The following is a 26,134-nucleotide window of genomic DNA, read 5'->3' as shown; positions in this document are numbered from 1 at the left end:
CTATGTCCATACTTCGTCGACTGCTGCTCAGCCTTACCCTCGCCATCGGGATCATCCTGCTGGGCACGCTCGTGCTGAGCATCAACGCGGCGCGCGGCTATCTGTCCGACCAGTTGCAGGTACAAAGCACCGACGCCGCCGTATCGCTGGCGCTGTCGCTGTCACAGCCGGCCAACAACGACCCGGTGACGCAGGAGCTGCTGGTGTCCGCGCTGTTCGACGGCGGGCATTTCTCGCTGGTGCGGCTGGCCGACCCGCAGGGCGCGGTCATGGTCGAGCGCGGCGCCCAGCCGGCGGCCAGCGTGCCGGCCTGGTTCCAGGCGCTGGCCCCGCTGGCCAACCGCGCGGCCAGCCACGCGGTCAGCGATGGCTGGCGCCAGATCGGCGAGGTCACCCTGGTCGCCAACGACGCCTACGCCTGGGAAACCCTGTGGGCCAGCAGCCTGCGCATGGCGGCGCTGATCATGGGCGCGGGGGTGCTGTGGGCCTTGTTCGCCTTCGCGCTGGTGCGCTGGATCGAGAAGCGCCTGCTGTTCCAGGTGAGCGAACAGGTGCGCGCCATCGACAGCCGAGCCAGCGGCGAACAGGCGTTCGCGCGCGTGGCGGAGTTCTCCGGCATCGTCGACGCCCTGGCGCAGACGCGCGAACGCGTGCGCGCCACGGCCGAGGAACAGAGCAGCCACATCGAATCGCTGGAAGTGGAGCTGAACCAGGACCCGGTCACCGGCCTGGCCAACCGCAAGTACTTCATCAATGAATTCCGCCGCGCCCTGGACGAAAAGCCGGCCGACTCGCCGGCGTTGCCGGCGCCCCTGTCGAGCGCCGGCGGCCATGTGCTGGTGTTCCGCCAGCGCGACCTGACGGCCCTGAACCGGCACATGCCGCGCCAGTTCATCGACCAGTGGCTGCAATCGGTGTGCCAGCGCATCAGCGCCCTGGTCACCGCCCAGGGCCTGGCGCAGTCGCTGGTGGCCCGCCTGAACGGCTCGGACTTCGCCGTGCTGCTGCCGCATTGCGCCGCGCCGCAGGCCCAGGTCATCGCCGACCTGGTGCGCGCCGAGCTGCGCACGCTGCGCATTCCGGTGGGCGAAGGCGGCCTGTGCCGCTGGGCCATGGCGCTGGCCGATTATGCGCCGGGCACGCAGTTCAACGGCGTGCTGGCGCGGCTGGATTTCGGCCTGACCCGCGCCGAAAGCGCCGGCGACGACCATGCCGTGCTGGTCGGCCCCGACAATGCCGACCCGTTTTCCGCCGCCGGCCAGTCGGCCTGGATGGATGCCCTGGTCACCGCGCTCGACCAGCAACGCTTCAGCCTGGCATTCGAGCCGCTGCACGCCGTGGACGGGCGGCTGGTGCGCATGGAAGCCATGCTGATGCTGCACAACGACGATGCGCGCGAACCGATACCGGCGATGCTGTTCATCCCGGCCGCGGTGCGGCTGAACCTGTCGGCCGAGTGCGACCTGCAGGCCGTGCGCCTGGCGCTGGACTGGCTGGCCGCCCAGCCGGGCGAGCTGGCGGTGCGGCTGTCGCTGCCCTCGCTGGGCAAGCGCAGCTTCCTGCGCCAGCTGGAGCTGATGCTGGCCGACCGGCGCGCCCAGGTGGGCCGCCTCTACCTGGAGGTGGACGCGCACGGGCTGGTCGACCGCGAGGGCGACGTGATCGCGCTGGAGCGCATCGCCGCGCATTTCGGCGCGCACGTCGGCCTGCGCCGCCTGGCCCAGCAATTCGGCGCCATGTCGCGCCTGCATTCGCTGCCGCTGGCCTATGTGAAACTGGGCGGCGGCTTCGTGGGCGGCATGTCGCAAAGCCCGGGCAGCCGCCAGCTGGCCGGCTCGGTCATCGATACCGCGCGGGCGCTGAATATCGACGTATACGCCGAAGACGTGCCGGATGCGGCCACGCGCGACATCCTGGCGAGCATGGGCGTGGAAGTGATGCGCGGCCCGGGCGTGACGCCGCCGCCGGCGCAGGAGTGAAACCGCGCCCCGGGCCGGCGCGCACGCCGGGCCGGGACGCGGCGCCGCTTACTTGCCGCCCTTGACGGTGGTGTAGGCGGCGATGAGGTTGCGATAGTCGGGAATGTGGCTGGAGAACAGCGCGCCCAGGCCCTCGATGTCGTTGCGCCAGTCGCGATGCAGTTCGCAGGCCACGCCGAACCAGGTCATGAGCTGGGCGCCGGCCTGCTCCATGCGGCTCCAGGCCGAATGGCGCGTGACTTCGTTGAAGGTACCCGAGGCATCGGTCACCACGAACACCTCATAGCCTTCCTCGATGGCCGAGAGGGCCGGAAAAGCCACGCACACCTCGGTCACCACCCCGGCGATCAGCAGCTGCTTCTTGCCGGTGGCCTTGACCGCCTTGACGAAGTCCTCGTTGTCCCAGGCGTTGATCTGGCCGGGGCGGGCGATATACGGCGCCTCGGGGAACTGGTCCTTCAGTTCCTGCACCAGCGGACCGTTGGGGCCGTCCTCGAAACTGGTGGTGAGGATGGTCGGCAGCTTGAAATACGTGGCCAGGTCGGCCACGGCCAGCACGTTGTTCTTGAACTTGTCGGGGTCGATGTCGCGCACCAGCGACAGCAGGCCGACCTGATGGTCGACCATCAGCACGGCGACGTTGTTCTTGTCCAGCTTGGCATAGCGCTTGCCCATGATGTGCTCCTTCGTGGGTACACAGGATTCGCGCGCCGCGGCAGGGTGGGCCCGGCGCGCGCGTTGAACAGGAGTACAAGATAAGATAAGGCCGGCGCCCGGCTTCCGCCTAGATGCGGGATCGGCCCCTCAGCGTCCCAAATACAGAACGCTGGGAGACCGTCCGCCGTTTCGGAGATTGCCCGTGAACTAGCCGCGCGCCAGCACGCTGGCGATGGCGTCGGCGGCCACCGCCACGTTGTCGCGGTTCAGGCCCGCCACGCACATGCGGCCCGAGCGCAGCAGATACACGCCCTGGTCGCGCCGCAAGGTCTCGACCTGCTCGGCGCCCAGGCCGGTGTAGGTGAACATGCCGCGCTGCGACAGGTAGCGCTGCAGCATGCGCGGCTCGACGCGGCCGGCCAGGCCGTCATGGATGGCGCGCCGCATCGCCTGGATACGCTCGCGCATGGCGCCCAGCTCGGCCTCCCACGATTGCCGCAGCGCCGGCGTGCCCAGCACCTGGGCGACGATGCGCGCGCCATGGGTAGGCGGGTTGCTGTAGATGGCGCGGATGGTGCTGGTCAGCTGGCCCAGCACGCAGCCAGCCTGCTCGGCGGTTTCGCACACCACGCTCAGCCCGCCGCAGCGCTCGCCGTACAGCGAGAAATTCTTCGAGAACGAGTTGGCCACCACACAGGTCACGCCCGCCTCGGCCAGGGCCCGCACGGCATAGGCGTCGTCGTCCAGGCCATCGCCGAAGCCCTGGTAGGCCATGTCGACGAAGGCGATCAGGCCGCGCTCGCGCAGCACCGGAATCAGCGCGTCCCACTGGGCGCGATCGAGGTCCACGCCGGTCGGGTTGTGGCAGCAGGCGTGCAGCAGCACGACGCTGCCGGCCGGCAGGCCGCCCACCGTGGCCAGCATTTCGTCAAAGCGCAGGCCGCCGCTGGCGTCGTCGTAATAGGGATAGGTGTGCACCGCGAAGCCGGCGCCCTCGAAAATGGTGCGATGGTTTTCCCAGCTCGGGTCGCTGACCCAGACTTCCGACTTGGGAAAATAGCGCTTGAGGAAGTCGGCGCCCACTTTCAGCGCGCCCGACCCGCCCAGCGTCTGCACCGTGGCGATACGGCCGGCGCGGCGCTGCCGGCGCCGAACACCAGCTCCTGCACCAGGTCGCGATAGGCCGGCAGGCCGGCCATCGGCAGGTAGGGGCGCGGCCCGATGTCGGCCAGCAGCGCGGCCTCGGCCTCGCGGGCGGCGGCCATGACGGGGATGCGGCCGGCTTCGTCGAAATAGATGCCGATGGTCAGGTTGACCTTGCCGGCCCGGGGATCTTTCTGGAAATCCTCGTTCAGGCTGAGGATGGGGTCGCCCGGATAGGCTTGAACGTGCTCGAACATGGAACGGCTTCCTGCAATGAATAACGGCGCGGGCACGCCCGCGCCCGCGGATACCGATACGGTAACAGGATTTTATCGAAGCTGGCCGCCGCCCCACTGCGCCGCGAAGGCGGCGCGGAAGTCGCGCAGCCACGCCAGGCGCTGCTCGCCCAGGCGGCGGCCGGCCTCGGTCTGCATGCCGTGCGGCAGGCGGGCCAGCTTGGCCTCGATGTGGTCCAGGGTATAGCGGCTGTCGTCGAGCGCGCGCTGCGCGGCCAGCGGATCGGACGGATGGGCCAGCGCGCGGCCCAGGCTGCCGCCCACATGGAACATGCGCGCCAGTCCCACCGGGCCGAGCGCGTCCAGGCGGTCGGCGTCCTGCACGATGCGCGCCTCGATGGTGCGCGGCGCGATGCCGGCCGAGAAACTGTGCGCTTCGATGGCGTGCGCCACCGCGTCCAGCCGCGCGGCCGGAAAGCCCGCCCGCGCCAGGCGCTCGCGCGCCGCCGCGGCGGCCTGGCGCGACGCCAGGTGGCGCTCGGGATGGTTCTTGGGCAGGTTGACCAGATCGTGCAGGTAGCTGGCGGCCAGCACGACCAGCGCGTCGGCCTCGGGATGCGCCTGCAGCATGGCGCGCGCCGCGCCCCACACCCGCCGCAGGTGGCCCAGGTCATGCGCGGCGTCGTCCTGGCCGGCGGCCGCGGCAATGGCGGCCAGGCGCGGCCGCCAGTGGTCGAGGGTGGCGCAATCCACCGCGCCTGCCGCGCCATCGCCAGGGTTTGTCATCGTCCGGACCTCCGTGCGGGGCCGCCGCGACGGCCCGAAACGGGGATCTTAACGCGCCGCGAACGGCGCGGCGAAGCGGCGCAGCCGCAGCGCGTTGCTCAGCACGAACACGCTGGACAGCGCCATCGCGCCAGCCGCGAACACCGGCGACAGCAGGCTGCCGTTGACCGGATACAGCACGCCGGCGGCCACCGGGATCAGCGCCACGTTGTAGGCGAAGGCCCAGAACAGGTTCTGCCGAATGTTGGCCATGGTGGCCTGCGACAGCGCGATGGCGTTGGGCACGCCGCCCAGGTCGCCCGACATCAGCACCACGTCGGCCGCCTCGATGGCGACGTCGGTGCCGGTGCCGGTGCCGATGGCGATGCCCACGTCGGCCTCGGCCAGCGCCGGCGCATCGTTGATGCCGTCGCCCACATAGGCCAGCGCGCCGTGCTCGGCCTTCAGGCGCTTGACCGCGTCGACCTTGCCGTCCGGCAGCACTTCGGCGATGACCTCGTCGATGCCCAGCTGGCGCGCGATCGCCTCGCCGGTGCGGCGGTTGTCGCCCGTGATCATGGCCACTTTCAAGCCCAGGCCATGCAGGGCGCGGATGGCCGCGGCGGTGGTGTTCTTGATGGGATCGGCCACCGCGATCATGGCCGCCAGGTGGCCGTCGATGGCGGCGTACAGCGGCGTCTTGCCCTCGTCGCCCAGGCGCGCCGCCTCGGCGGCGAACACGGCCACGTCCAGCTCCAGCCGCGCCATGTAGCGGTCGGCGCCGATCTCGACCCGCGCGCCGTCGACCCGCGCCGCCACGCCGTAGCCGGTGATCGACTCGAACGCCTCGATCGCGCCCGGCCGGGCGCCCTCGACCTGCGCGGCATCGACGATGGCGCGCGCGATGGGGTGCTCGGACTTGGCCTCGACCGCGGCCACCTTGCCCAGCACCGCCGCGCGCTCGAAGCCTTCGGCCAGCACCAGGTCGGTCAGCTCGGGGCGGCCCTTGGTGAGGGTGCCGGTCTTGTCCACCGCCACCACGCGGGCGTCCTTGAGCGCCTGCAGCGCCTCGCCCTTGCGAAACAGCACGCCCAGCTGCGCGGCGCGCCCGGTGCCCACCATGATGGAGGTGGGCGTGGCCAGCCCCATGGCGCACGGGCAGGCGATGATGAGCACCGCAACCGCGTTGACCAGCGCGAAGGTCAGCGCCGGATCGGGGCCGAACACGAACCAGATGGCGAAGGTCGCCAGGGCCACGGCCATGACCGCCGGCACGAACCACATGGTGATGCGGTCCACCAGCGCCTGGATGGGCAGCTTGGAGCCCTGGGCCTGCTCGACCATGCGGATGATCTGCGCCAGCACGGTATCGCCGCCCACCTTGGTGGCGCGCAGCGCCAGCGCGCCGTTCTGGTTGACCGTGCCGCCCACGATCTCGGCGCCCGGCTGCTTCTCGACCGGCACGGGCTCGCCGCTGATCATGGACTCGTCCACGAAGCTGGTGCCCTCGATCACCTGGCCGTCCACCGGCACGCGCTCGCCCGACCGCACTTCGACCACGTCGCCCGCCGCCACCTGCGCGATCGGCACTTCCACGGTGGCGCCGTCGCGCCGCACGCGCGCCGTCTTGGCCTGCAGGCCCATCAGGCGCTTGATCGCCTCGGAGGTGTTGCCCTTGGCGCGCGCCTCCAGATAGCGGCCCAGCAGGATCAGCGCCACGATGACCGCGGCGGCCTCGTAATAGACGTTGACCGTGCCCGGCGGCAATACGCCGGCGGCGAACGTGGCGATGACCGAATACGCATAGGCGGCCGCCGTGCCCACGGCCACCAGCGAGTTCATGTCGGGCGCGCCGCGCAGCAGCGCCGGCACCCCCTTGCGGAAAAAGCGCAGCCCCGGGCCGAACAGCACGATGGAGGCCAGCACGAACTGGATGTACCAGCTGTTCTGCACGCCGATGCTGCCGGCCACGGCATGGTGGAAGGCCGGGATCATGTGCGAGCCCATTTCCAGCACGAACACGGGCAGCGCGAACACCGCGGCCACGATCAGCGCGCGGCGCAGGCCCTGCAGTTCGGCCGCCTGGCGCCGGGCCGCGGCATCGGCGGCGGCGCCGCCCGGATCCAGCGGGCGGGCCTCGTAGCCGGCGGCGGCCACCGCCTGGACCAGCGCCTGCGGCGCCACCGCGCCCGCGATTTCGACATGGGCGCGTTCGGTCGCCAGGTTGACGCTGGCCGCGCGCACGCCCGGCACCGCCTTCAGCGCGCGCTCGACCCGCCCCACGCACGAAGCGCAGGTCATGCCGGAGACGGCCAATTCCATGGTGCTGGCGGCCACGGCGTAGCCGGCCTGCTCGACCGCCTGCACCGCCGCGCCGACATCCGGCGCGCCGGCAAAGCGCACGTCGGCGCGCTCGGTGGCCAGGTTGACCACCGCGTCGCTGACGCCGGGCACCGCCTTCAGCGCGCGCTCGACACGCCCCACGCACGAGGCGCAAGTCATGCCCTCGATAGGCAGGCTGATGGCGCCCGTCGAGGGCGCGCCGGCTAGGGAACTGGCATTCATCATGGCTCCTTCAAACAATGGGATTCGACAACATGACCCCACTGTAGACCTTGCCATGATTGGAAGGTCAAGCGTCCGCGGCGCGCGGCGCCGTGCGCCTTACGCCAGATGCGTGACGAAATAGATCTTCTTGACGTGGCGGTCCACTTCCCAGCGGCCGGTATAGCCTTCGGGCATGATGAAGGCGTCGCCCGCCTTGACCGCGTGGACCGTGCCGTCCGGGTCCACCAGGCGCGCCTCGCCCTCGATGATGTGGCAGTACTCGATGTAGCCGGTGGTGTTGGACTGGAAGCTGCCGCTGGTGCTCTCCCACACGCCGGACTCGACCTTGCCCTGCCCGCCCTCGAAGGCGGTCACCGTGCGAAACGACGCGTCGCCGGCAATGGGCCGGCTGGGCTTGCCCGCCACCGGGTTGATCATGGGGCCCGTATCGATGCGGACCAGGCGCGATTTGTCGTGTTGCGGCATGGGTTCCCTTTGCAAGTTCACTGGAAGGCCAGCACCGCCACTGCGGCGGCCCGGAACCGGACTATAGCCAATCACGGCTCTGGCAGGCGCGGCGCGCCCGCCGCGGGCCTCTATATGCCTAAAGCGTATAAACACCAGCCTAAAATTTCATGGAAAACCCTAGTTTTAGTATGCGAAACTCAGGTCAAACTCCGTTCTGGAAAAAAAAACTACTTTTCCGGGATTTCGCAGTTTTCATGAGCACGTTATTTCGCCGCGCGCCGCGTACCATCATTGCTGCCCGCGATTGACCTCGCACTCTACCGACCACGACACCATCGGCATGCCCAACCTGAACCTCAGCCTCGACCATACCGGATTGATCGTCTTCAAGCTGGAAGACGCGCGCCAGGCCTTCGAACGCCTGGGCTTCACCCTCACGCCGCGCAGCATGCACGCCGGCGCGCTGACCCCGGGCGGCCCGGTGGTGCCCTGGGGATCGGGCAACCATTGCGCCATGTTCCGCAACGGCTACTTCGAACTGCTGGGACTGGTGGAGCCGGACAAGCCCAGCACCGCGCGCCGCATGCTGGACCGCTACGAAGGCCTGCACATCGTGGCCATGGACTGCGAGTCGGCCGACGCCATGCACCCGCAGCTGACGGCGGCGGGCGTGCCGGCGCCGGCGCCGGCCACGCTGGAGCGCGACGCGGCCTTCGGGCCGGCCAACGACCAGACCCGGCGCGCGCGCTTTCGCAACATCAACCTGGATGGCGAGGCCTATCCCGAGGCGCGCTTCATCGTCATCGAGCACGGCACGCGCGACGTGCTGTGGCAGCCCCACCTGCTCGACCACCCGAACGGCGCCACCGGCCTGGCGGCCATGTATTTCGCCGCCGCCGACCTGTCGGCCACGCTGGAGCGCTTCCAGCGCCTGCTGGGCACGCCCAGCGCGCACGGCGACGCCTATTGCTTCGAGCTGCGGCGCGGCCGCTTCTGGGTCATGTCCGAGGCGGCCATGCGCGAGCACTGTCCGGTGCTGGCCGACGGCCCCGTGCACCGGGTCGCCGCCGCCTGCATCGAGGTCCGGTCGCTGCCGGCGCTGCAGGAATACCTGCAAGCCCGCCAGATCGATTACGTCGCCGCCCCGTACCTGGACGGGGCCGCGCCGTCCATCTGGGTGGCGCCCGCGCAGGCCAGCTGCGCGGCGCTGCAATTCATCCAGGCCCGATAACCTTCCAATAACACCCAATAACCCCTTCCTGACAGGAAAAGCAATGAGAGCAGCAGTCATTTACGAACACGGTGGTCCCGGCAGCATCAAGTACGAGACCGCCTTCCCCGACCCGGTCGCCAAGCCCGACGAGGTCATCCTCAAGGTCGGCGCGGCCACGCTGAACTACCACGACGTGTTCACCCGCAACGGCATGCCCGGCATCACGGTGCCCATGCCCATCATCATGGGCCTGGACTTCGCCGGCGAAGTCGTCGAGGTCGGCGCGGACGTCAAGGACTGGAAGGTCGGCGACCGCGTGCTGGTCGACCCGTCGGACCGCAAGACCTTCGGCGGCGTCATCGGCGAAGCGCGCCACGGCGGGCTGGCCGAGTACTGCGCGGTGCCCGACCACCACCTGGTGCGCCTGCCCGACGACGTCAGCTTCGAGACCGCCGCCTGCCTGCCTGCCGGTGGCCTACGGCACCGCCTGGCGCATGATGCAGACCATCGGCAAGATCCAGTCCGGCGAACGCGTGCTCATCCTGGGCGCCTCCGGCGGGGTCGGCACCTGCTGCGTGCAGCTGGCCAAGATGGCCGGCGCCGAGGTCGTCGCGGCGGCCTCCAGCCCCGAGAAGCTGGCGCGCCTGACCGAGCTGGGAGCCGATCACGTGATCGACTACAAGCAGGAAGACTTCATGAAGGCGATCTTCGCCAAGTTCGGCAAGCCGCACCGCCGCCTCTACGAGAACGGCGTGGACGTGGTGGTCAACTTCACCGGCGGCGACACCTGGGTCAAGTCGCTGCGCACGCTGCACCGCAACGGCCGCGTGCTGACCTGCGGCGCCACCGCCGGCTACGACCCCAAGGAAGACCTGCGCTTCATCTGGAGCTACGAGCTGCAGATCCTGGGCTCGAACGGCTGGACCCGCGACGAACTGATCGCCCTGCTCGAGCAGGTGCGCGCCGGCAAGCTGCAACCCATCATCGACCGCACCTACGGGCTGGCCGATATCAACGACGCGTTCCGTCAACTCGAAGACCGCCAGGTCTTCGGCAAAATCCTGGTGAAACCATGAGTCAGCAAGCCGCACGCAAACTGGAGAAGGCCGACATCGAGGCCATCTTCGCCCGTTCCCGGTTCATCAGCGCGATGAACCTGGAGATCCTCGACATCGACCATGCCGGCTCGCGCTTCTCGGTGCGCATGCCGCTGCAGGACACCTACGAGCGCGGCGCTCCCGGCACCAAGCAGTTCCACGGCGGCGCGCTGGCGGCGCTGATCGACGTGGTCGGCGACTTCGCCATCGGCATGCTGGTGGGCGGCGGCGTGCCGACCATGAACCTGCGCATCGACTACCTGCGTCCCGCCGTAGGCGACTACGTGGACGGCGTGGCCGTGGTCCGCAAGGCCGGCAAGTCGGCCGCGGTGGTCGATATCGACATCCTGTGCCCGGCCGGCAAGCTGGTGGCCATCGGGCGCGGCACCTATGTGCCGATCACGGGCTGAATTTCCGCAAACCGACCGAACCTGAAGGAGCCGAACATGCTGCTTGTACCGAGTAACCTTGCGCGGGCCGCCTGCGCCATTGTGATGTCCACGGTGTTGTACTCCCCGGCGCATGCCGAACTGACCAAGCTGAGATACGGCAACGTCACCGACATGACGCTGTCGCAGGCGCCCATGGTCGCCGCCAAGCAGCTCGGCTACTTCAAGGAAGAGGGCCTGGATGTGGAGCTGATGGGCTTCAAGGGCACGGGCACCCTGATCCCGCAGATGCTCGCCAAGCGAGTGGACATCGGCTATCCCAACCCGGACACGCTGATCATTTCGCGCGCCGGGCAAGGACAAGCTGCCGCTGAAGTTCTTCTACAACGCCACCCGCGCCTCGGGGTGGGAGTTCGCCGTGCTGGCGGACTCGCCCCTGAAGTCGCTCAAGGACCTCGACGGCCGCAAGGTCGGCGTGGGCGCGATGACCTTCGGCAACGTGCCCATCACCAAGGCCGAGTTCAAGGAACTGGGCATCGACGCGAGCATGGTGCCGGTGGGCATCGGCAGCGCCGCCTTCCTGGCGCTGCAGAACAAGCAGATCGACGCGCTCAACCTGTTCGATTCGCAGCACGCCACGCTGGAGACGCAGGGCACCGCCATCCGGCGCCTGCCGCAGTTGCCGCGCTACGAGGCGCTGTTCAGCAATGGCATGGTGGCGCACGAGGACATGATCCGCGACAAGCCCGAGGTGCTGGCCGGATTCGGCCGGGCCATGGCCAAGGCCACCGTGTTCTGCGAGACCAACCGCGAGGCCTGCGTGCGGCTGTTCTGGAAGGAGTACCCCAACACCAAGCCGGCCGGCGACGACGCCAAGGTGCTGGCCGACAGCGTCAAGGTGTTCTCGGCGCGCTTCAACAAGATGCTGGTGTTCCCGGAAGGCAAGCCGCGCCAGTGGGGTCAGTACAATCCGGATACCTGGCGCGACTTCGCCGCCGCCCTGCACGAAGGCGGGCAGCTCGAAACGCTCGACGTGGACCTGGACAGCGTCTATACGAATGCGTTCGTGGACAAGTTCTCCGACTTCGACACGGCTGCCGTGCAGGCGCAGGCCAAGGCGTTCAAGGACTAGGAGCCGGCAGCGTGAATCAGGCACAACACAATGGCAGCGCACCGGTCTTCCGCGTCCAGGGCCTGGAGGTGACCTACCGGTCCTCGCGCGGCCCGACCACGGCGCTCGAGGGATTCAGCACCACGGTCGCCGAAGGCGAATTCCTGTCCATACTGGGCCCCTCGGGCTGCGGCAAGTCCACCTTGCTCAAGGTGGCCGCCGGCCTGCTCAAGCCATCGGCCGGCGTGGCCGAGCTGCGCGGACAGGCCATCGACGGCCCGCGGCGCGACGTCGGCATCGTGTTCCAGCACGCCACCCTGCTGCCCTGGCAGAACGTGCTGGACAATGTGCTGCTGCCGATCCGCACCATGGGCATGGACATCGCGGCGGGCACCGCGCGCGCGCATGCCCTGCTCAAGACCATGGGGCTGGAGAAGTTCGAGCAGCATTATCCGCACGAACTCTCCGGCGGCATGCAGCAGCGGGTGGGCATCGCGCGCGGCCTGATCCACGACCCCAGCCTGCTGCTGATGGACGAGCCGTTCGCCGCGCTCGACGCGATGACGCGCGAGGCCATGATGGTGGAGCTGCAGCGCATCTGGAGCGAGACCCGCAAGTCGGTCATGTTCATCACCCACTCCATTCCCGAGGCGGTGTTCCTGTCGAGCAAGGTGGTGGTGCTGGGGCCCAGGCCGGCCAGGGTGCTGCGCGAGATCGACATCGACCTGCCTTTCCCGCGGACCGAGGAAACGCTTGCCAGCCCGAAGTTCGCCCAGCTGTGCGCCGAGCTGCGCTCGCTGTTCTCCAACGTGGCGCACTAGGGGGCCGACATGAAAGAGCGCACCAAATCCATCGTCTACCCCCTGCTGCTGCTGGCCGCGCTGCTGGTGCTGTGGTTCATCGCCAACCGCTACCTCGGCGTGCCGTACTACGTGCTGCCGCCGGTCGAAGGCGTGCTGGCGGCGCTGTACCGCGGCTATGTGCAGGGCGATTTCTGGGGAGATTTCGGCTTCACGCTGGCGTCCATGGCGATCGGCTACGTGGGCGGCTGCACGGCGGCCTTCATCATCGGCGTGCTGTTCGCCGAATATCGCTGGCTGGAACGCCTGCTGTATCCCTTCGTGCTGGCCCTGCAGTCCATGCCCAAGGTGGCCCTGGCCCCACTGATCCTGGTGTGGTTCGGCTTCGGGCTGGAGTCCAAGGCCATCATGGTGGCCCTGGTCTGTTTCTTCCCCATGTTCATCAACACGGCGGTGGGCCTGAAGGCCACCGATCCGGCCCTGCTGGACCTGATGCGGGCGTTCTCCGCCAGCCGCTGGCACATCCTGACGCGCATCAAGATCCCGTCGGCGGCCAGTCACATCTTCGCCGCGCTGCAGATCTCGGTAGTACTGGGGCTGATCGGCGCGGTGGTGGCCGAGTTCGTCTCGTCGTCGAAGGGGCTGGGCTACCTGATCAACGCGGCGACGACCACGCTGGACACCAGCACCATGTTCGCCGCGCTGATCAGCCTGGCGGTGCTCGGCATCGCCGGCAGCCAGCTGATCAGGGCCCTGCATCGCAAGCTGGTGTTCTGGGACCGCGGCGAAGCCGGACGGACCCTCACCGAGTAGGCGCTAATCTTGCCCCAGTCCCGCCAAGGCGCGGTCGAAGATCTCGCGCGATTGCACCAGCACCCCGGCGCGCCAGTCCGGCGCGCTGGGGTAGAACGCCTCGCGGATGTCGCGCATCAGCGTGGCGCGCAGCGCGCCGTCGGCGTCCTGGTGCTCCCACAGCCAGCGCGCCGCCATCGAGGCGCGCTGCATGCGCGGACGCGGCAGCGTGCCGAACTCCACCACCACCGCCGTGGTCTCCGCCTCGGGCAGCATGGCCACGAAGGCATCGACCAGCAGGCCCTGGTAACGCGCCACGGCCTTGTGCGTCACGCCGTCGCGGTTGACCGCGCGCTCGCCCCACCAGCGCCTCGCCCGTTCGTAGGCCGGGCTGCCGGCCTCGTGGAAACACAGGAACACGTGGCCGCGCTCGGGACCGATGCCGGTGTGCAGGTCGATGAAGGCGGCCTGGCGCACGCCGGCCAGATGGGTGGCGATGGCCTCGCGCAAGGCGCGGTTGGACCATTGCTGGCGCGTGCCGCCATAGAAGATGCCGGTCGGGTGGCTGTACTGCCCGCCGTTGAAGGCATCCGAGTAGACCTGCTCGCCCACCGATTCGCGGAAATCCGACAGCTTGCGGAATATCGCCTCGACGTCCTGCTCGTCCCAGTGGTCGCGCGCGATCAGCGCATGCACCTCGGCGTAGCGCGGATTCTGCGGCAGGGGCTGGCTGAAGTCGACGAAGTTGCGGTTCAGGTCGACGTTTTCCTCGGTGAACCGCAAGGCATGCGCGACCCCCCACGGGTTGTGCGCGTGCAGCAGCAGCAGCACGCCGGTATCGCGCGGCAGGCGCGACGGATCGAGACGGCGCAGCCAGTCGGTCTGCGCCGCCGAGCCGCTGTAGCCTTCGATGCCATGCGTGCCGCAGCCCACCACCAGCATCCGGCTGGCCTGCGCGCCGCCCAGGCGCGCCACGTCGAGATACAGCGCTTCACCGTCGGGGCCGCGCTGTGTATCGTGGCAATACGAATGGATATCGGCCCCGGCGGCGCGCGCCGCCTCCAGGAATTTGGCGCGGGCCTGCGCATAGGTTTCGGAGAAAGGATCGGACGCGTGCACATTGGCTCCTAGATAGGGGTTGGCAAATTCAATCCCATTCTACGGAATGGTTCTGGAATTTTTTTTCGTTTTCCCGCTCGAGATATACCGTTTACAGGTGAAATCATGTCGTTGAATCTGGGCCAGCTCACTGACCCGAACAAGAACCCCGCCGCCATTGCGCTGATCGACTGCCTCGACCACGAGGCGCCGCGGATCTACACCCACGGGGACCTGGACCGGCTGGCCAACGCCTGCGCGCGCGGCCTGTTGCGCAAGGGCCTGAAAACGGGCGACGCCGTCGCCCTGATGGGCATCAACCGCGCCGAGTTCCTGATCGCCTACCTGGGCATCATGCGCGCGGGCATGGTAGCTGTGCCGGTCAACTACAAGCTGGCGCCCGACACGCTGTCGTTCCTGCTGCAGGACTGCCAGGCGCGTCTGGCCTTCGTCGACGAGCCGCGCGCGGCGCTGGCGCCGGCCGGGCTGGACACGGTGCGCTTGGACACCGCGCAATGGGACGAATTCCTCGACCCGGGTCCGTTCGAGACGTACGCGCCGCCGCCGCGCACCACGGCCATGATCCTCTACACCTCGGGCTCGACCGGCCGCCCCAAGGGCGTGCAGCTGTCGCACGACGGCCAGCTCTGGACCATCCGCTCGCGCTTCCTGAACCGCAAGGACTTCGACAACGAGCGCTTCATCGTGGCCGCGCCGATGTTCCACATGAACGCGCTGGCCAACTGCAAGTTCGCGCTGGCCGCCCACGCCAGCATCGTGCTGCTGCCGCAGTTCGACACGCATCGCTTCATCGAGGCGCTGGGACGGCACGAAGTGACGTGGATCACCTCGGTGCCCACCATGATGGCGCTGGTGGTCAAGGAAAAACAGGCGCTGGCGCAGATCGACACCGCCCGCATGCGCTATATCCGCATGGGCTCGGCGCCGGCCACCGACCAGCTCTACGAGGCCGTGCGGCGCGCCTTCCCCAATGCCGCGATCGCCGGCGGCTACGGCACGACCGAGGCCGGCCCCATCGTCTTCGGCCCCACCCAGGGCCGCGCGCTGCCGGGCGGCGGCGGGCTGGGCTGGGTGCTGCCCGACGTGGAAGTGCGCCTGGTGGACGCGCAAGGCCGCGACGCCGACGAAGGCGAACTGTGGATGCGCACGCCCGCCAACATGCTGGGCTACCTGAACCTGCCCGACAAGACCCGCCAGGTCCTGACCGAGGACGGCTGGTATATCTCGGGCGACGTGTTCCGGCGCGACAGCGACGGCTGCTACTACTTCATCGGCCGCGCCGACGACATGTTCAACTGCGGCGGCGAGAACATCTACCCGGGCGAGATCGAGCAGGTCATCGAGCGCCTGCCCGCCGTCATGCAGGCCTGCGTGGTGCCGGTGGCCGACGAGATCAAGGGCCACAAGCCGGTGGCGTTCGTGGTGCTGCAGCGGGGCATGAGCCTGTCGGAACAGGACGTCAAGTCGTACGTCCTGGCCAATGCGCCGGCCTACCAGCATCCGCGCCGCGTGTTCTTCGTCGAGTCGCTGCCGCTGGCGGCCACCAGCAAGGTGGACCGGCGCGCCCTGGCGCTGCGCGCCCAGGCCGAGGCGTAGCGCCAGAAGGCCGTGCCGATCGGCAATGGGCTGCTCCATGAGCAGCCCATTCCAATTCCGGGCCCGGACACGCCCGAGAAGGCACTTATTTTCCACGCGCCGGCGCGTAGCATGGATCCATCGCATCAATAAGGTGGAGACATGCGCTTCAATGCCACATCGGTTGCCGGCGCCGCGCAGCCGCAACGCCTGCACGGCCTGGCGGCCGACATCGACCGCGCCGTCGCCTCGGCCAGCGCGGCCCAGACCCCGGCCGCGGTAGCCGGCGTGCTGGCCGCCTACCGCGAACCCGACGAACTGCTGACGCCGGCCCAGCAGGCCGGCAACGCCGAGCACTACGCCCGCCACCTGCTCTACGCCCATCCGCTGGGGCGCTTCAGCATCGTCGCGCTGGCCTGGCAGCCGGGGCAGTGCACGCCGGTGCACGGCCATTTCACCTGGTGCGCCTACGCCGTGCTGCGCGGCGCCATGCAGGAGGAACAATACGATTGGGACGCGGCCGGCCAGTGCGCGCTGGCCACGCGCGTGGTCGCGCGCGCGCCGGGCGATTGCGTGGCCAGCCTGGCGGGGCTCGACGCCATCCACCGGCTGCGCAATGTCGGCGCCGGCACGGCGATCTCGCTGCACGTCTACGGCGTCGAGGGCGACCGGGTCGCCACCCACGTCAACCGCATCGCCCGCGCCGCCTGAGGGCGGCCGCCGGCGCTACGACGCGTAGTCGACGGGCAGCGCGGTGGTGTACTTGAGCTGCTCCATGGCGAACGACGAGCTGACGTCGTGCAGGTCGGCGATGCGGATCAGCTTCTTGTAGACCGTGTCGTAGGTGGAGATATCGGGCACCACCACGCGGATCAGGTAGTCGATGTCGCCGCTCATGCGGTAGAACTCGACCACCTCGGGGATGTCGGTCACGTGGTCGGCGAAGCGGTCCAGCCAGGCCTGCGAGTGCTGGTTGGTCTTGACCGAAATGAAGACCGTCACGCCCACGTTGAGCGCGACCGGATCGCACAGCGCAACCTGGCGCCGGATCACCCCGCTTTCCTTCAGCTTCTGCACCCGCCGCCAGCATGGCGTGGTCGATAGGCTGACCTGGTCCGCAATGGACTGGATCGGCGTCTCCGCGTTCTCCTGGAGAATCGCAATGATCTTCCTGTCTGTGGCATCCATGTTCGCACCGCCATGAAAAGGCGCGGCGGCCTCCCGTGAAGGAAGCCGTCCGCGCCGGGATGAGCGGCGGGCGCGGCTGCGCCCGCCGCGGCCGTACCGCTCAATCGATGGTGACCTTGGCGTCCTTGATGACCTTGCCCCAGCGCGCGGTCTCCTGCTCCACCAGCCGGGCCAGTTCCTCGGGCGTGGACGGCGCCGGCTCGGCGCCCTGCTTGGCGATGCTCTGCTTGACGTCGGGCAGGGCCAGCAAGGCGTTCACGTCCTTGTTGATCTTGGCGATGATGGGCTGCAGCGTGCCGGCCGGCGCGAACAGCGCCCACCAGGTCGTCACGTCGTAGCCCTTGACCCCGGCCTCGTCCATCGTGGGCACGTCGGGCAGGTCGGGCGAGCGCTTGGGCGAGGTCACCGCCAGCGCGCGCAGCTTGCCTGCCTTGATATGCGCCAGGGCGGCGGGAAGATTGTCGATCGCCATCGGCACCATGCCCGCCATCACATCGGTGAGCGCCGCGTTGCTGCCCTTGTAGGGCACGTGCGTGATGGGCGTATCCGTCATGCGCTTGAACAGTTCGGACGACAGGTGCGGCGAGGTGCCGGCGCCCGGACTGGCGTAGAACGCCTTGGACGGGTCGGCCTTGAAATAGGCCAGCAGTTCGCTGACGCTTTTGGCCGGCACCGACGGATTGACCACCAGCACGTTCATCACGGTGGCGATCTCGGAGATCGGCGCGAAGTCCTTGATGTGGTCGTAGCCCGGGTTCTGGTACAGGCCCGGATTGATGGCGTGCGTGTTGATCGAGCTCATGTAGAGCGTGTAGCCGTCGGCCGGCGCGTGGGCGCCCGCCTGGGCGCCGATATTGCCGCCGGCGCCGGGCCGGTTCTCGACCACCACGGGCTGGCCCCACATCTTGCTGAGATTGTTGGCGACCAGGCGCGTGAAGAAATCCGAGCTGCCGCCCGGCGGGAACGACACGATCATCGTCACGGGCTTGGTGGGATACGCGGCCCCGCTCGCCACGGCCGGGCCGGCCAGCATGCCCGCGGCGGCGCACACGGCCCAGGTCGCCAGCAGGCGGGATTGAATGGACTTCATTGGAAATTCCCTTATTAGAGGTGTTGTATGGCTGCGCCTTGCCAGCATCAGCCCCCGTTCCCGGCATTATGGAAGTCGCGCAGGAAAATATATTTGCGACTTCTGGCTCGAAAACGGCCAAACCGGGAATTAATTTCTAATATATCCCGGGTTGTAGGGTAATCTATTACAATTATTCGTTATATCGTGCGGCTATTTTTCTCTATAGGCGGACTGGACACGTCCGGCCGGCCGCCCGGCCGCCGGCGGCGAAGTCGGTTACTCTCGTCGTTTGTCCAGGCGCCCCGCCGCCTCGCCCGCATCAGGAGCTGTATGTTTACTGGCATCGTCCAAGGCACCGCCACCATCGCCGGCATCGCCGACCGGCAAGGCCTGCGCACCTTCACCATCGATTTCCCGGCCGGTTTCTGCGTCGACCTGGCCATCGGGGCCAGCGTATCGGTCGACGGCGTCTGCCTGACCGTCACGCACATCGTATCGGCCGACACCGCCACCTTCGACGTCATGCTGCAAAGCCTGGACGTCACCACGCTGGGCGGGTATGCGGTCGGCGCGCGCGTCAACGTCGAGCGCGCCGCCAGGGACGGCGCCGAGATCGGCGGCCACCCGCTGTCGGGCCATATCGATTTCGCCGCCGCCGTCGAACGCGTCCGGAACCTGGACAACAACCGCGTGCTGCGCATCGGCATCCCGCCGGCGTTTCGCAAGTATGTGTTCGCCAAGGGCTATATCGCCGTCAACGGCGCCAGCCTGACCGTCTCGGAAGTCGACCGCGAAGAAGGCTGGTTCGAGGTCTGGCTGATTCCCGAAACGCGCCGCATGACGGTGTTCGAGGAAAAGCAGGCCGGCGATGCGCTGAACATCGAGATCGAGCGCAGCACCCAGGTGGTGGTCGACACGGTGCGCGAAGCCGTGCAGGAAAGCCTGGGCAAGCTGCAGCCGGTGCTCGAGGCCATCCTCAAGGAGAAGGGCCTGAGCCTGGAAGACTTCGTGCGCCCGCCGGCGCTGAAGTAAAGCAAGCCGCCCGGCCGGACCGTGGACCAGGGCGACCGCGGCGCCTTCAGGCACTGGGCGCGCGACGTGTCGCTGCCGCGCCAGGCTCCGCCGCCATGACCTGGGCATAGCTGGCGGGATCGAGCCGCTGGATCAGCAGGCACGCGATCGCCACGCACGCCAGGTGCATTGCCCAGCCGGCCGCGAAGCCGCCGGTGGCCGCGCGCAGCGCCGCCATCGCGAACGGCGCCAGCGCCGCGATGAGAAAGCCCCCGCCCTGCATCAGGGCGGCCAGCACGCCGGCCGGCTCGGCCTGCGAAAAGTGATCGAGCGCGGCGATGAAGGTCAGGGCGAAGCAGCCGCCCAGGCCGGCGCCGCCGATCACCGCCCAGGCCAGCGGCGCCGCCGTCGGCCAGAACGCCATGCCGGCAAAGCCCGCCGCCTGCATCGCCAGCGTGGCGTACAGCCACGGCCGGCGGTCGGCGCGGCGCGCGGCCAGGGCCGGCAGCGTGAGCGCCGCCGCGGCCTGCGCGATGGTCATGGCCACCATCAGGTCGCCGCTTTGCGCGATGCTCCAGCCCTGCGCCTGCACGGCCGGGGCCAGCCACGCCACCATCGACGAATAGCCGCCGTTGACCAGTCCGAACGCCGCGATCAGCAGCCAGGTGCGGGGCCGGCGCAGCAGCGTGCCGGCCAGCGCGCCATCGCGCCGCGCCGCCGGCGTCTCGGCCAGGTAACGCCAGGCCGCGGCGAAGGCGATCAGCGCCGGCACGGCCAGCCAGGCCAGGGCGGCGCGCCACGAGTCGCCGGCGCCGCCGGCCAGCCGCGAGGTCAGCCGCGCGCCGAGCGCGCCGCCGCCCATCATCATGGCCGAATACACGCCCATGACGGCGGCCATGCGGCCGGGAAAACGGTCCTTGATCACGCCGGGAAACACCGCCTGGATGTAGGCCACCCCCAGGCCGCACAGCGCGGCGGTGGCGACCAGCAGCGCGCCGTCCCAGGCCGCCAGCCGCAGCGCCGACCCCAGGGCCAGCGCCAGCAGCGCGGCCAGCACGCCGCGCCGCGTGCCCACGCGCGCCTGGACCGCGGGCGCGAGGAAGGCGCCCACGCCCATCAGCAGCATGGGCAGCACGGTCAGCATGGACGCGCCCAGGTGGCCCAGCCCGGTGTCGGCTTCGATGCCGGCCAGCACCGTGCCGGGGCCGGTCAGGAAGGGACGCAGGTTCAGGCCGATCAGCGCCACCAGCGCCAGCATGGCCCAGGCGCGCGGCGCGGCGCCCAAACGCGGGGCCGTCATGGCGCTTGCGGCCCGTCCTGCCACTCGCGGTACAAGTCGGCATCCGGCGCGGCGGCGCCGGGCCGGTGCTCGAAGGCGAAGCCGGGCTGGCGCTGCGGCGGCAACGCCAGCTCGGCGGCCAGCGCCGCGGTGGACAGGCCATAGGGCTCGGCCTGCTCGTTGGAATAGGCGTAGACCGCGCGCGCCACGCCGCTCATGCGCATGGCCGCCAGGCACATCGGGCAAGGCTGGCCGCTGGCGTAGACCACGCAGCCGTCCAGCCGCGCCGAGCGCAGCGCCCTGCCCGCCTCGCGCAGCGCCAGCAACTCGGCATGCGCGGTCGGATCGTGGTCGGCCAGCATGCGATTGACGCCGCGCGCCAGCACCACGCCGTCCTTGGCCACCAGCGCGCCGAACGGCCGGCCGCCGGCGCGCGCGTTGGCGCGCGCCAGCGCGATCGCTTCGCGCAACAGGGCGTCGTCGTCCGGCGTCGCGGCGCCCGGGTTCGAGTTCGAATTAGCGCGCATGGGCGGCCTCCAGCAGTTGGACGATGGCGGCCTGGCCGCGCTGGCGGGCGTGGCGCAGGGGCGAGACGCCATCGCCGTCGGCCAGGTTCACGTCGGCGCCGCCCTCGATCAGGCGCGCCACGATGGCCTGGTGGCGCGTGCCGCCGTCGCCCAGGATGATGGCTTCGAGCAGGCCGGTCCAGCCCAGCCGGTTGACGTGGTCGGGGTCGACCCCGGCGCGCAGCAGCATGTCGACCACTTCGACATGGCCGCGCTCGCAGGCCGGAATGAGCGCCGTGCCGCCGTAGCGGTTGGTGCTTTTCAGGTCGGCGCCGTGCGCCAGGGTCAGGGCCAGGATTGCGCGGTAGCCGCGCGCGCCGGCCAGCAGGTAGGCGCTGTCCTGGATGCCGTTCTGCGCGTTGACGTCGGCGCCGGCCTCGATCAGCGCGCCGGCCGCCTCGGCATGGTTGCCCTGCGTGGCGCGCAGCAGCGGCGTATTGCCTTGCGCGTCGCGCGCCTCCAGCGGCGCGCCGCCGGCCAGCAATGTCTTCACGCGCGCCGCGTCGCCGTCGGCGGCCGCCTGCAGCAGCGCCTGGCCGGCATCGCCGGCCGCCACGGACGCGCCGCCCAGCGACACCAGACACGCGGCCAGCCAGCATCGATAAAACCGGATGATGGGCATACCCAATCCTCCTTGCTTGAACATGCTGCCAGTATCGGGGTTTGTTCAAGTATTATGAAATTAATTGGTTTAATGAATATCAGTGGGAAACGCGATGCTCGATCCCGTACTGCTGCGCAGCTTCGTCACGGTGGTGGATACCGGCAACTTCACGCGCGCCAGCGAACACCTGCACCTGACCCAGTCCACGGTCAGCCAGCACGTGATCCGCCTGGAGGAAAACCTGGGCTGCCGGCTGCTGGACCGCGGCCAGCGCCACGTGCTGCCCACCGAGGAAGGCGAGCGCCTGCTGGGCTATGCGCGCAGCATCCTGCGGCTGGCCGACGAGGCGCGCGAAAGCGTGGCCGCGGCCCAGGGCAACGCCGTGCTGCGGCTGGGCGCGCCGGAGGACTTCATGGGCGCGGCGCTGATGCCCGTGCTCGCGCCGCTGCTGGCGCGCTATCCGCTGCTGCGGCTGGAATTCGACAGCGGCCTGAGCCACCAGCTGCTGCGGCGCTACCGCGATGGCGAGCTCGACCTGCTGCTGGTCAAGCAATGGGAGGTGGACGCGGACTGCCAGGCGCACTGGCCCGAGCCGCTGTGCTGGGTGGCCGCGCGCGACGGCCCCACCCTGCCCGCCGGCGAGGCGGTGCCGCTGGCGGTGTTCCCGGCCGGCGCGCTGTACCGCCAGGAGATGACGCGCACGCTGGAAGCCAGCGGCCGGCCCTGGCATATCCGCTACGCCAGCACCAGCCTGGCCGGCCTGGTGGCGGCGGTCGGCGCCGGACTGGGCGTAAGCCTGCTGCCGGCGGCCAGCGCCGGCGGCGAGCTGCGGGTGCTGCGCAAGCGCGACGGTTTCCCGGCGGTCGACGGCCTGCAGCTGGGGCTGTACGCACGCGCCCGGCTGGGCGCGGCCGGACGCGACCTGCGCGACGCCCTGGCCGCCCATTGCGGGCGGCGCGCCGCGGCCATGAACCAGGCCTGATGCCGGCGCGCTAGGCCCGCAGCCCGGCGCCCAGCCGGTACTGCGGCGCATAATAGGCCGGCGCGCCCAAGGTCTCGGCGGCCCGCCACACCCAGCGCGGATCGGCCAGGAACGCGCGCGCCAGCGCCACCTGGTCGGCCTGCCCCGTCTCGATGATGGCCTGCGCCTGGCGCGGATCGGCGATGCCGCCGACCGCGCGCACCGGCATGCCGGTGCGGCGGCGCACTTGCTCGGCCAGGCCGGCCTGGTAGCCGGGGCCGAACGGAATGCGCGCCCCGCGCACCACGAAACCGCTGGTCACGCACACATAGTCCACGCCGGCCTGGCGCAGCTGGCCGGCCAGCGACACCGCATCCTCGATGTCCAGGCCGCCGGGCAGCCAGTCGGTGCCGGTGATGCGCGCGCCCAGCACGCAGCCGGCCGGCAGGGCCTCGCGCATGCGTCGCGCCACCGCCAGCGCCAGGCGCTGGCGCCCGGCCGCCGTCCCGCCCCAGGCGTCGGTGCGCGCATTGGCCAGCGGCGACTGGAACTGGTGCAGCAGGTAGCCGTGCCCGGCGTGCAGCTCGACCACGTCGAACCCCAGCCGGGCCGCGCGCCGCGCCGCCGCGCCGAAGGCCTCGATCACGCCGGCGATGCCCTCCTCGTCCAGCGCCTGCGGCGTCGGCCAGCCCTCGGCGAACGGCGTGGCCGACGGCGCCACGCAGCGCCAGGCGCCGGCTTGCGGCGCCAGGGGCCGGCCGCCCAGCCAGGGCGCATCGGCCGCCCCCTTGCGCCCGGCATGGGCCAGCTGGATGCCCAGGCGCGCCTGCGGCGCGGCCACGGCGCGCGCGGCGGCCAGCACCCGCGCCAGCGCCGCCTCGGTCGCGTCGGAATACAGGCCCAGGCAGCCGTGGCTGATGCGCCCGCGCGGCTCGACCGCGGTGGCCTCGACCATCACCAGGCCGGCGCCCGACAGGGCCAGTTGCATCAGATGCTGCATATGCCACTCGTTGGCCTGGCCCTCGCGCGCCGAGTATTGGCACATGGGCGACACCACGATACGGTTGGGCAGCTCCAGGGCGCCGATCTGCAAGGCAGAGAACAATGCCGACATGCTTTCCTCCGGGCGAAATCAGAGATAGGAGGCGCGTATGGCCTCGGAATGCGCCAGCTCGGCGGCCGGCCCCGCCAGCGTGATCGCGCCGGTCTCCATGACGTACCCGTACGATGCCGCGTCCAGCGCCAGCGCCACGTTCTGCTCCACCAGCAGGATGGTGGTGCCGTTGGCGTTGATCTGGCGGATGATGCGGAACATGTCGTCCACCAGTTGCGGCGCCAGGCCCAGCGAAGGCTCGTCGAGCAGCAGCAGCCTGGGCCGCGCCATCAGCGCGCGGGCGATCGCCAGCATCTGCTGCTCGCCGCCGGACAGCGTGCGGGCCGGCTGCGCCGCGCGTTCGCGCAGGCGCGGAAACTGGTCCAGCAGCGACTCGTAGTCGCGCCGCGCCTGCGCCCGGTCGCGCTGCAGGTAGCCGCCCAGCAGCAGGTTGTCGGCCACGCTCATGCTGGGGAACAGCTCGCGCTGCTCGGCCACCAGCGCCACGCCGGCGGCCAGCGCCTGGTCGGCGCGCCGGTTGGGCATGGGCGCGCCATCGAGCTCGATCGCACCGGCCGTGGGCTGCACCAGGCCCACGATGACCTTGAGCGTGGTGCTCTTGCCCGCGCCGTTGGCCCCCAGCAGGGTCACGATGGCGCCCTGCGGCACCGTCAGGCTGACCGACTTCAGGACAGTCTTGCCGCCGTACCCGGCGTCTACGTTATGCAAGGACAGCATCGCGCCCCCTTTCCCCAAGATAAGCCTTGATGACCGCCGGCGACCGGCGCACTTCCTCGGGCCGGCCCTCGGCGATCTTCTGGCCGAAGTTCAGCACCGTGATGCGGTCGGAGATCTTCATCACCAGCGCCATGACGTGGTCGATCACCAGGATGGACAGGCCGCGCTCGCGGCGCACGCGCAGCAGGATGTCGTTGAGTCCTTCGATCTCGGCGGCGCGCAGGCCCGCCGCCGGTTCGTCCAGCAGCAGCAGGCTGGGCCCGGTGGCCAGCGCGCGCGCCACCTCCAGCCGGCGCTGCTTGCCGAACGGCAGCGCGGCGGCCGGCGTGTCGCCGTCCTGCGCCAGCCCGACCAGCTCCAGCAGCTCCATGGCCTGCGCGCGCAGGGCGCGCTCGCCGCGCGCGTAGCGCGGGCCGTGCAGCAGCGCGCCGGCCATGCCGTAGGGCGGCGCCAGGTGCAAACCCACCTGCACGTTCTCCAGCGCCGACATCTCGCCGAACAGCTCGGTGTTCTGGAAGGTGCGGCACACGCCCAGGCGGCAGATGCGATGCGGCGGCAGGCGATCGAGCTGCCCGCCCTGCAGGCGCACCGCGCCCGAGGTCGGACGGTAGATGCCGGTGATGACGTTGAGCAGCGTGCTCTTGCCCGCGCCGTTGGGGCCGATGACCGCGTGGATGTCGCCCTGGCGCACCTGCAGGCTGACGTCGTTGAGGGCCACGATGCCGCCAAAGCGCATCGTGACGCGCGCCACCTCGAGAATGGGATGGGTCATTTGGTCGCCTCCCCGGGCGCGGTGGAAAGCGCGGCCGGCGCGGGGCGCGGGCGCACGATGAAACTGGCCAGCCCGGCCGGGCGCAGCATGATGAAGGCCAGCAGCAGGAGCGCGAACACCAGGCCCAGGTACGATTGCAGGCCCTGCAGCACTTCGGGGATGAACACGAAGATGGCGCTGCCGATCAGCGCGCCCAGCGGGCTGGCCATGCCGCCCACCACCGCGATGGCCAGGTAATACACCGTCTGCGTGATGCCGTACTGCGACGGATCGAGATAGGACGACAGCGCGCCCAGCAGCCCGCCGCCCAGCGCGCCGAGGAACCCGCTGGCGGCAAACGCGCTGGCCTTGTAGTGCAGCACGTTCACGCCCATCGCGGCCGCCGCGATCTCGCCCTGGCGCACCGCGCCGAAGGCGCGCCCGATGCGCGAGCGCATGAGGTTGCGCACCAGCGCATACGACAGCGCGAACACCGGCACGATCACCAGGTACAGCGAGGCGCCGTTGTCCAGCACATGGCCGGCGATCTCCAGCGGCGGCATGGGCATGCCCGCCGCGCCGCCGGTCAGGTCGTCGAGGTTGATGACGGCCAGCTGCACGATGGCCGTCACCGCCATGGTGGCCAGCGCCAGGTAGTGGCCCGACACGCGCAGCGTGGCCAGGCCCAGCAGGTAGCCCAGCAGCGCGCATATCGCGGCCGCCAGCGGTATGCCCGCGTAAAGCGGCACGCCCAGGCGCGTGGCCAGGATGGCGGCGCCATAGCCGCCCAGCGCCACGAAGGCGGCCTGGCCCAGCGAAATCTGGCCCGCGATGCCGCACACCACGACCAGGCCCAGCACGATGATGGCCGTGGCGGCGATCAGGCTGACCTGGTAGAGCTGGTACTCGGGCAGGTATCGATAGGCCAGGCCGAACAGCAACGCGGCCGCGGCGTACGCCAGCAGTTTTTTCGCAAGCAT

The 26,134-nt window shown here is 69.8% G+C and carries 24 protein-coding genes and 3 pseudogenes; 12 read left to right on the top strand and 15 right to left on the bottom strand.

The window, feature by feature from the left end; all coding sequences use genetic code 11:
• Positions 1-2: 2 nt before the first annotated feature.
• A complete protein-coding gene (locus LK409_RS02720) occupies positions 3-1,979 on the top strand; it encodes a bifunctional diguanylate cyclase/phosphodiesterase (protein WP_010927776.1) in 1,977 nt (658 codons plus the stop codon).
• Between the two features lie 48 nt (positions 1,980-2,027).
• Here LK409_RS02720 and ycaC read toward each other — a convergent pair whose 3' ends face one another.
• From ycaC to LK409_RS02695, 5 genes and pseudogenes are all read right to left on the bottom strand, one after another.
• Positions 2,028-2,654, bottom strand: a complete 627-nt coding sequence (gene ycaC, locus LK409_RS02715) for an isochorismate family cysteine hydrolase YcaC (RefSeq protein ID WP_003809041.1) — start codon at positions 2,652-2,654, stop codon at positions 2,028-2,030.
• Between the two features lie 189 nt (positions 2,655-2,843).
• Positions 2,844-4,036, bottom strand: a pseudogene (locus tag LK409_RS02710) (amino acid aminotransferase).
• Positions 4,037-4,108: 72 nt separating this feature from the next.
• Positions 4,109-4,801: an HD domain-containing protein gene (locus LK409_RS02705; RefSeq protein WP_010927775.1), complete on the bottom strand. Its 693-nt coding sequence runs from the start codon at positions 4,799-4,801 to the stop codon at positions 4,109-4,111.
• Between the two features lie 48 nt (positions 4,802-4,849).
• A complete protein-coding gene (locus tag LK409_RS02700; RefSeq protein WP_041937359.1) occupies positions 4,850-7,345 on the bottom strand; it encodes a heavy metal translocating P-type ATPase in 2,496 nt (831 codons plus the stop codon).
• 99 nt (positions 7,346-7,444) lie between these two features.
• A complete protein-coding gene (locus tag LK409_RS02695; protein WP_003809026.1) occupies positions 7,445-7,813 on the bottom strand; it encodes a cupin domain-containing protein in 369 nt (122 codons plus the stop codon).
• Between the two features lie 286 nt (positions 7,814-8,099).
• Here LK409_RS02695 and LK409_RS02690 point away from each other — a divergent pair, with 286 nt between their 5' ends.
• The 7 genes and pseudogenes from LK409_RS02690 (at position 8,100) to LK409_RS02665 (ending at position 13,218) form a co-directional block, all read left to right on the top strand.
• On the top strand, positions 8,100-9,026 hold the full coding sequence (locus tag LK409_RS02690) for a VOC family protein (protein ID WP_003809025.1): 927 nt from the start codon (positions 8,100-8,102) through the stop codon (positions 9,024-9,026).
• A gap of 43 nt (positions 9,027-9,069) precedes the next feature.
• Positions 9,070-10,084: pseudogene (locus LK409_RS02685) on the top strand (zinc-binding dehydrogenase).
• Positions 10,081-10,515, top strand: a complete 435-nt coding sequence (locus tag LK409_RS02680) for a PaaI family thioesterase (RefSeq protein ID WP_003809022.1) — start codon at positions 10,081-10,083, stop codon at positions 10,513-10,515. Before LK409_RS02685 ends, LK409_RS02680 begins: the two are co-directional and overlap by 4 nt.
• A gap of 36 nt (positions 10,516-10,551) precedes the next feature.
• Positions 10,552-10,797 (top strand): annotated as a pseudogene (locus tag LK409_RS22755) (ABC transporter substrate-binding protein); the annotation flags it as partial.
• Between the two features lie 115 nt (positions 10,798-10,912).
• On the top strand, positions 10,913-11,626 hold the full coding sequence (locus LK409_RS02675) for an ABC transporter substrate-binding protein (RefSeq protein ID WP_231840525.1): 714 nt from the start codon (positions 10,913-10,915) through the stop codon (positions 11,624-11,626).
• 11 nt (positions 11,627-11,637) lie between these two features.
• Complete coding sequence (locus LK409_RS02670; RefSeq protein WP_010927773.1) at positions 11,638-12,426, top strand: ABC transporter ATP-binding protein; 789 nt, start codon at positions 11,638-11,640, stop codon at positions 12,424-12,426.
• A 9-nt stretch (positions 12,427-12,435) separates the two neighbouring features.
• On the top strand, positions 12,436-13,218 hold the full coding sequence (locus tag LK409_RS02665; RefSeq protein ID WP_003809017.1) for an ABC transporter permease: 783 nt from the start codon (positions 12,436-12,438) through the stop codon (positions 13,216-13,218).
• A 3-nt stretch (positions 13,219-13,221) separates the two neighbouring features.
• On the opposite strand, the gene LK409_RS02660 is transcribed toward LK409_RS02665, so the two are convergent.
• Positions 13,222-14,316 carry a M14 family metallopeptidase gene (locus tag LK409_RS02660; protein WP_010927772.1) on the bottom strand — a complete coding sequence of 365 codons (1,095 nt, stop codon included), beginning with the start codon at positions 14,314-14,316 and terminating at the stop codon, positions 13,222-13,224.
• Positions 14,317-14,421: 105 nt separating this feature from the next.
• Between LK409_RS02660 and LK409_RS02655 the strand changes: the two genes are divergently transcribed.
• Both LK409_RS02655 and LK409_RS02650 read left to right on the top strand, forming a co-directional pair.
• On the top strand, positions 14,422-15,912 hold the full coding sequence (locus tag LK409_RS02655) for a class I adenylate-forming enzyme family protein (protein WP_010927771.1): 1,491 nt from the start codon (positions 14,422-14,424) through the stop codon (positions 15,910-15,912).
• Between the two features lie 141 nt (positions 15,913-16,053).
• Positions 16,054-16,602, top strand: a complete 549-nt coding sequence (locus LK409_RS02650; protein WP_003809012.1) for a cysteine dioxygenase family protein — start codon at positions 16,054-16,056, stop codon at positions 16,600-16,602.
• Positions 16,603-16,617: 15 nt separating this feature from the next.
• Here LK409_RS02650 and LK409_RS02645 read toward each other — a convergent pair whose 3' ends face one another.
• Positions 16,618-17,079: an Lrp/AsnC family transcriptional regulator gene (locus LK409_RS02645; RefSeq protein ID WP_003809010.1), complete on the bottom strand. Its 462-nt coding sequence runs from the start codon at positions 17,077-17,079 to the stop codon at positions 16,618-16,620.
• Positions 17,080-17,179: 100 nt separating this feature from the next.
• Positions 17,180-18,169 carry a Bug family tripartite tricarboxylate transporter substrate binding protein gene (locus LK409_RS02640; protein WP_041937122.1) on the bottom strand — a complete coding sequence of 330 codons (990 nt, stop codon included), beginning with the start codon at positions 18,167-18,169 and terminating at the stop codon, positions 17,180-17,182.
• A gap of 312 nt (positions 18,170-18,481) precedes the next feature.
• On the opposite strand from LK409_RS02640, the gene LK409_RS02635 reads away from it, so the two are divergent.
• Positions 18,482-19,183, top strand: coding sequence for a riboflavin synthase (locus tag LK409_RS02635; protein ID WP_003809002.1), 702 nt, complete (start codon positions 18,482-18,484; stop codon positions 19,181-19,183).
• A gap of 46 nt (positions 19,184-19,229) precedes the next feature.
• Here LK409_RS02635 and LK409_RS02630 read toward each other — a convergent pair whose 3' ends face one another.
• From LK409_RS02630 to LK409_RS02620, 3 genes are read right to left on the bottom strand one after another with little or no spacing between them, the layout of a single operon-like run.
• Positions 19,230-20,462: a cyanate transporter gene (locus tag LK409_RS02630; protein WP_059565460.1), complete on the bottom strand. Its 1,233-nt coding sequence runs from the start codon at positions 20,460-20,462 to the stop codon at positions 19,230-19,232.
• On the bottom strand, positions 20,459-20,968 hold the full coding sequence (locus LK409_RS02625; protein ID WP_003808993.1) for a nucleoside deaminase: 510 nt from the start codon (positions 20,966-20,968) through the stop codon (positions 20,459-20,461). Before LK409_RS02625 ends, LK409_RS02630 begins: the two co-directional genes overlap by 4 nt.
• On the bottom strand, positions 20,958-21,653 hold the full coding sequence (locus tag LK409_RS02620) for an ankyrin repeat domain-containing protein (RefSeq protein WP_010926062.1): 696 nt from the start codon (positions 21,651-21,653) through the stop codon (positions 20,958-20,960). Before LK409_RS02620 ends, LK409_RS02625 begins: the two co-directional genes overlap by 11 nt.
• Before the next feature lie 70 nt (positions 21,654-21,723).
• Here LK409_RS02620 and LK409_RS02615 point away from each other — a divergent pair, with 70 nt between their 5' ends.
• Positions 21,724-22,593 carry a LysR family transcriptional regulator gene (locus tag LK409_RS02615; protein ID WP_033447715.1) on the top strand — a complete coding sequence of 290 codons (870 nt, stop codon included), beginning with the start codon at positions 21,724-21,726 and terminating at the stop codon, positions 22,591-22,593.
• Positions 22,594-22,603: 10 nt separating this feature from the next.
• Here the strand turns inward: LK409_RS02615 and LK409_RS02610 are convergent, their stop codons facing one another.
• Genes LK409_RS02610 through LK409_RS02595 form a run of 4 tightly spaced genes read right to left on the bottom strand, consistent with a single transcriptional unit; the run spans position 22,604 to position 26,134 of the window.
• Positions 22,604-23,686, bottom strand: a complete 1,083-nt coding sequence (locus tag LK409_RS02610) for an NADH:flavin oxidoreductase/NADH oxidase (RefSeq protein ID WP_003808988.1) — start codon at positions 23,684-23,686, stop codon at positions 22,604-22,606.
• An 18-nt stretch (positions 23,687-23,704) separates the two neighbouring features.
• A complete protein-coding gene (locus LK409_RS02605) occupies positions 23,705-24,394 on the bottom strand; it encodes an ABC transporter ATP-binding protein (RefSeq protein WP_010927769.1) in 690 nt (229 codons plus the stop codon).
• A complete protein-coding gene (locus LK409_RS02600) occupies positions 24,387-25,175 on the bottom strand; it encodes an ABC transporter ATP-binding protein (RefSeq protein WP_010926060.1) in 789 nt (262 codons plus the stop codon). Before LK409_RS02600 ends, LK409_RS02605 begins: the two co-directional genes overlap by 8 nt.
• Positions 25,172-26,134, bottom strand: coding sequence for a branched-chain amino acid ABC transporter permease (locus LK409_RS02595; protein ID WP_010927768.1), 963 nt, complete (start codon positions 26,132-26,134; stop codon positions 25,172-25,174). Before LK409_RS02595 ends, LK409_RS02600 begins: the two co-directional genes overlap by 4 nt.

Origin of the sequence: Bordetella parapertussis, from assembly GCF_020735925.1 — a bacterium.
Taxonomy (GTDB): domain Bacteria; phylum Pseudomonadota; class Gammaproteobacteria; order Burkholderiales; family Burkholderiaceae_B; genus Bordetella; species Bordetella pertussis.
The sequence above is the reverse complement of the archived record's forward strand: the minus strand, read 5'-3'. Positions and strand labels throughout refer to the sequence as shown.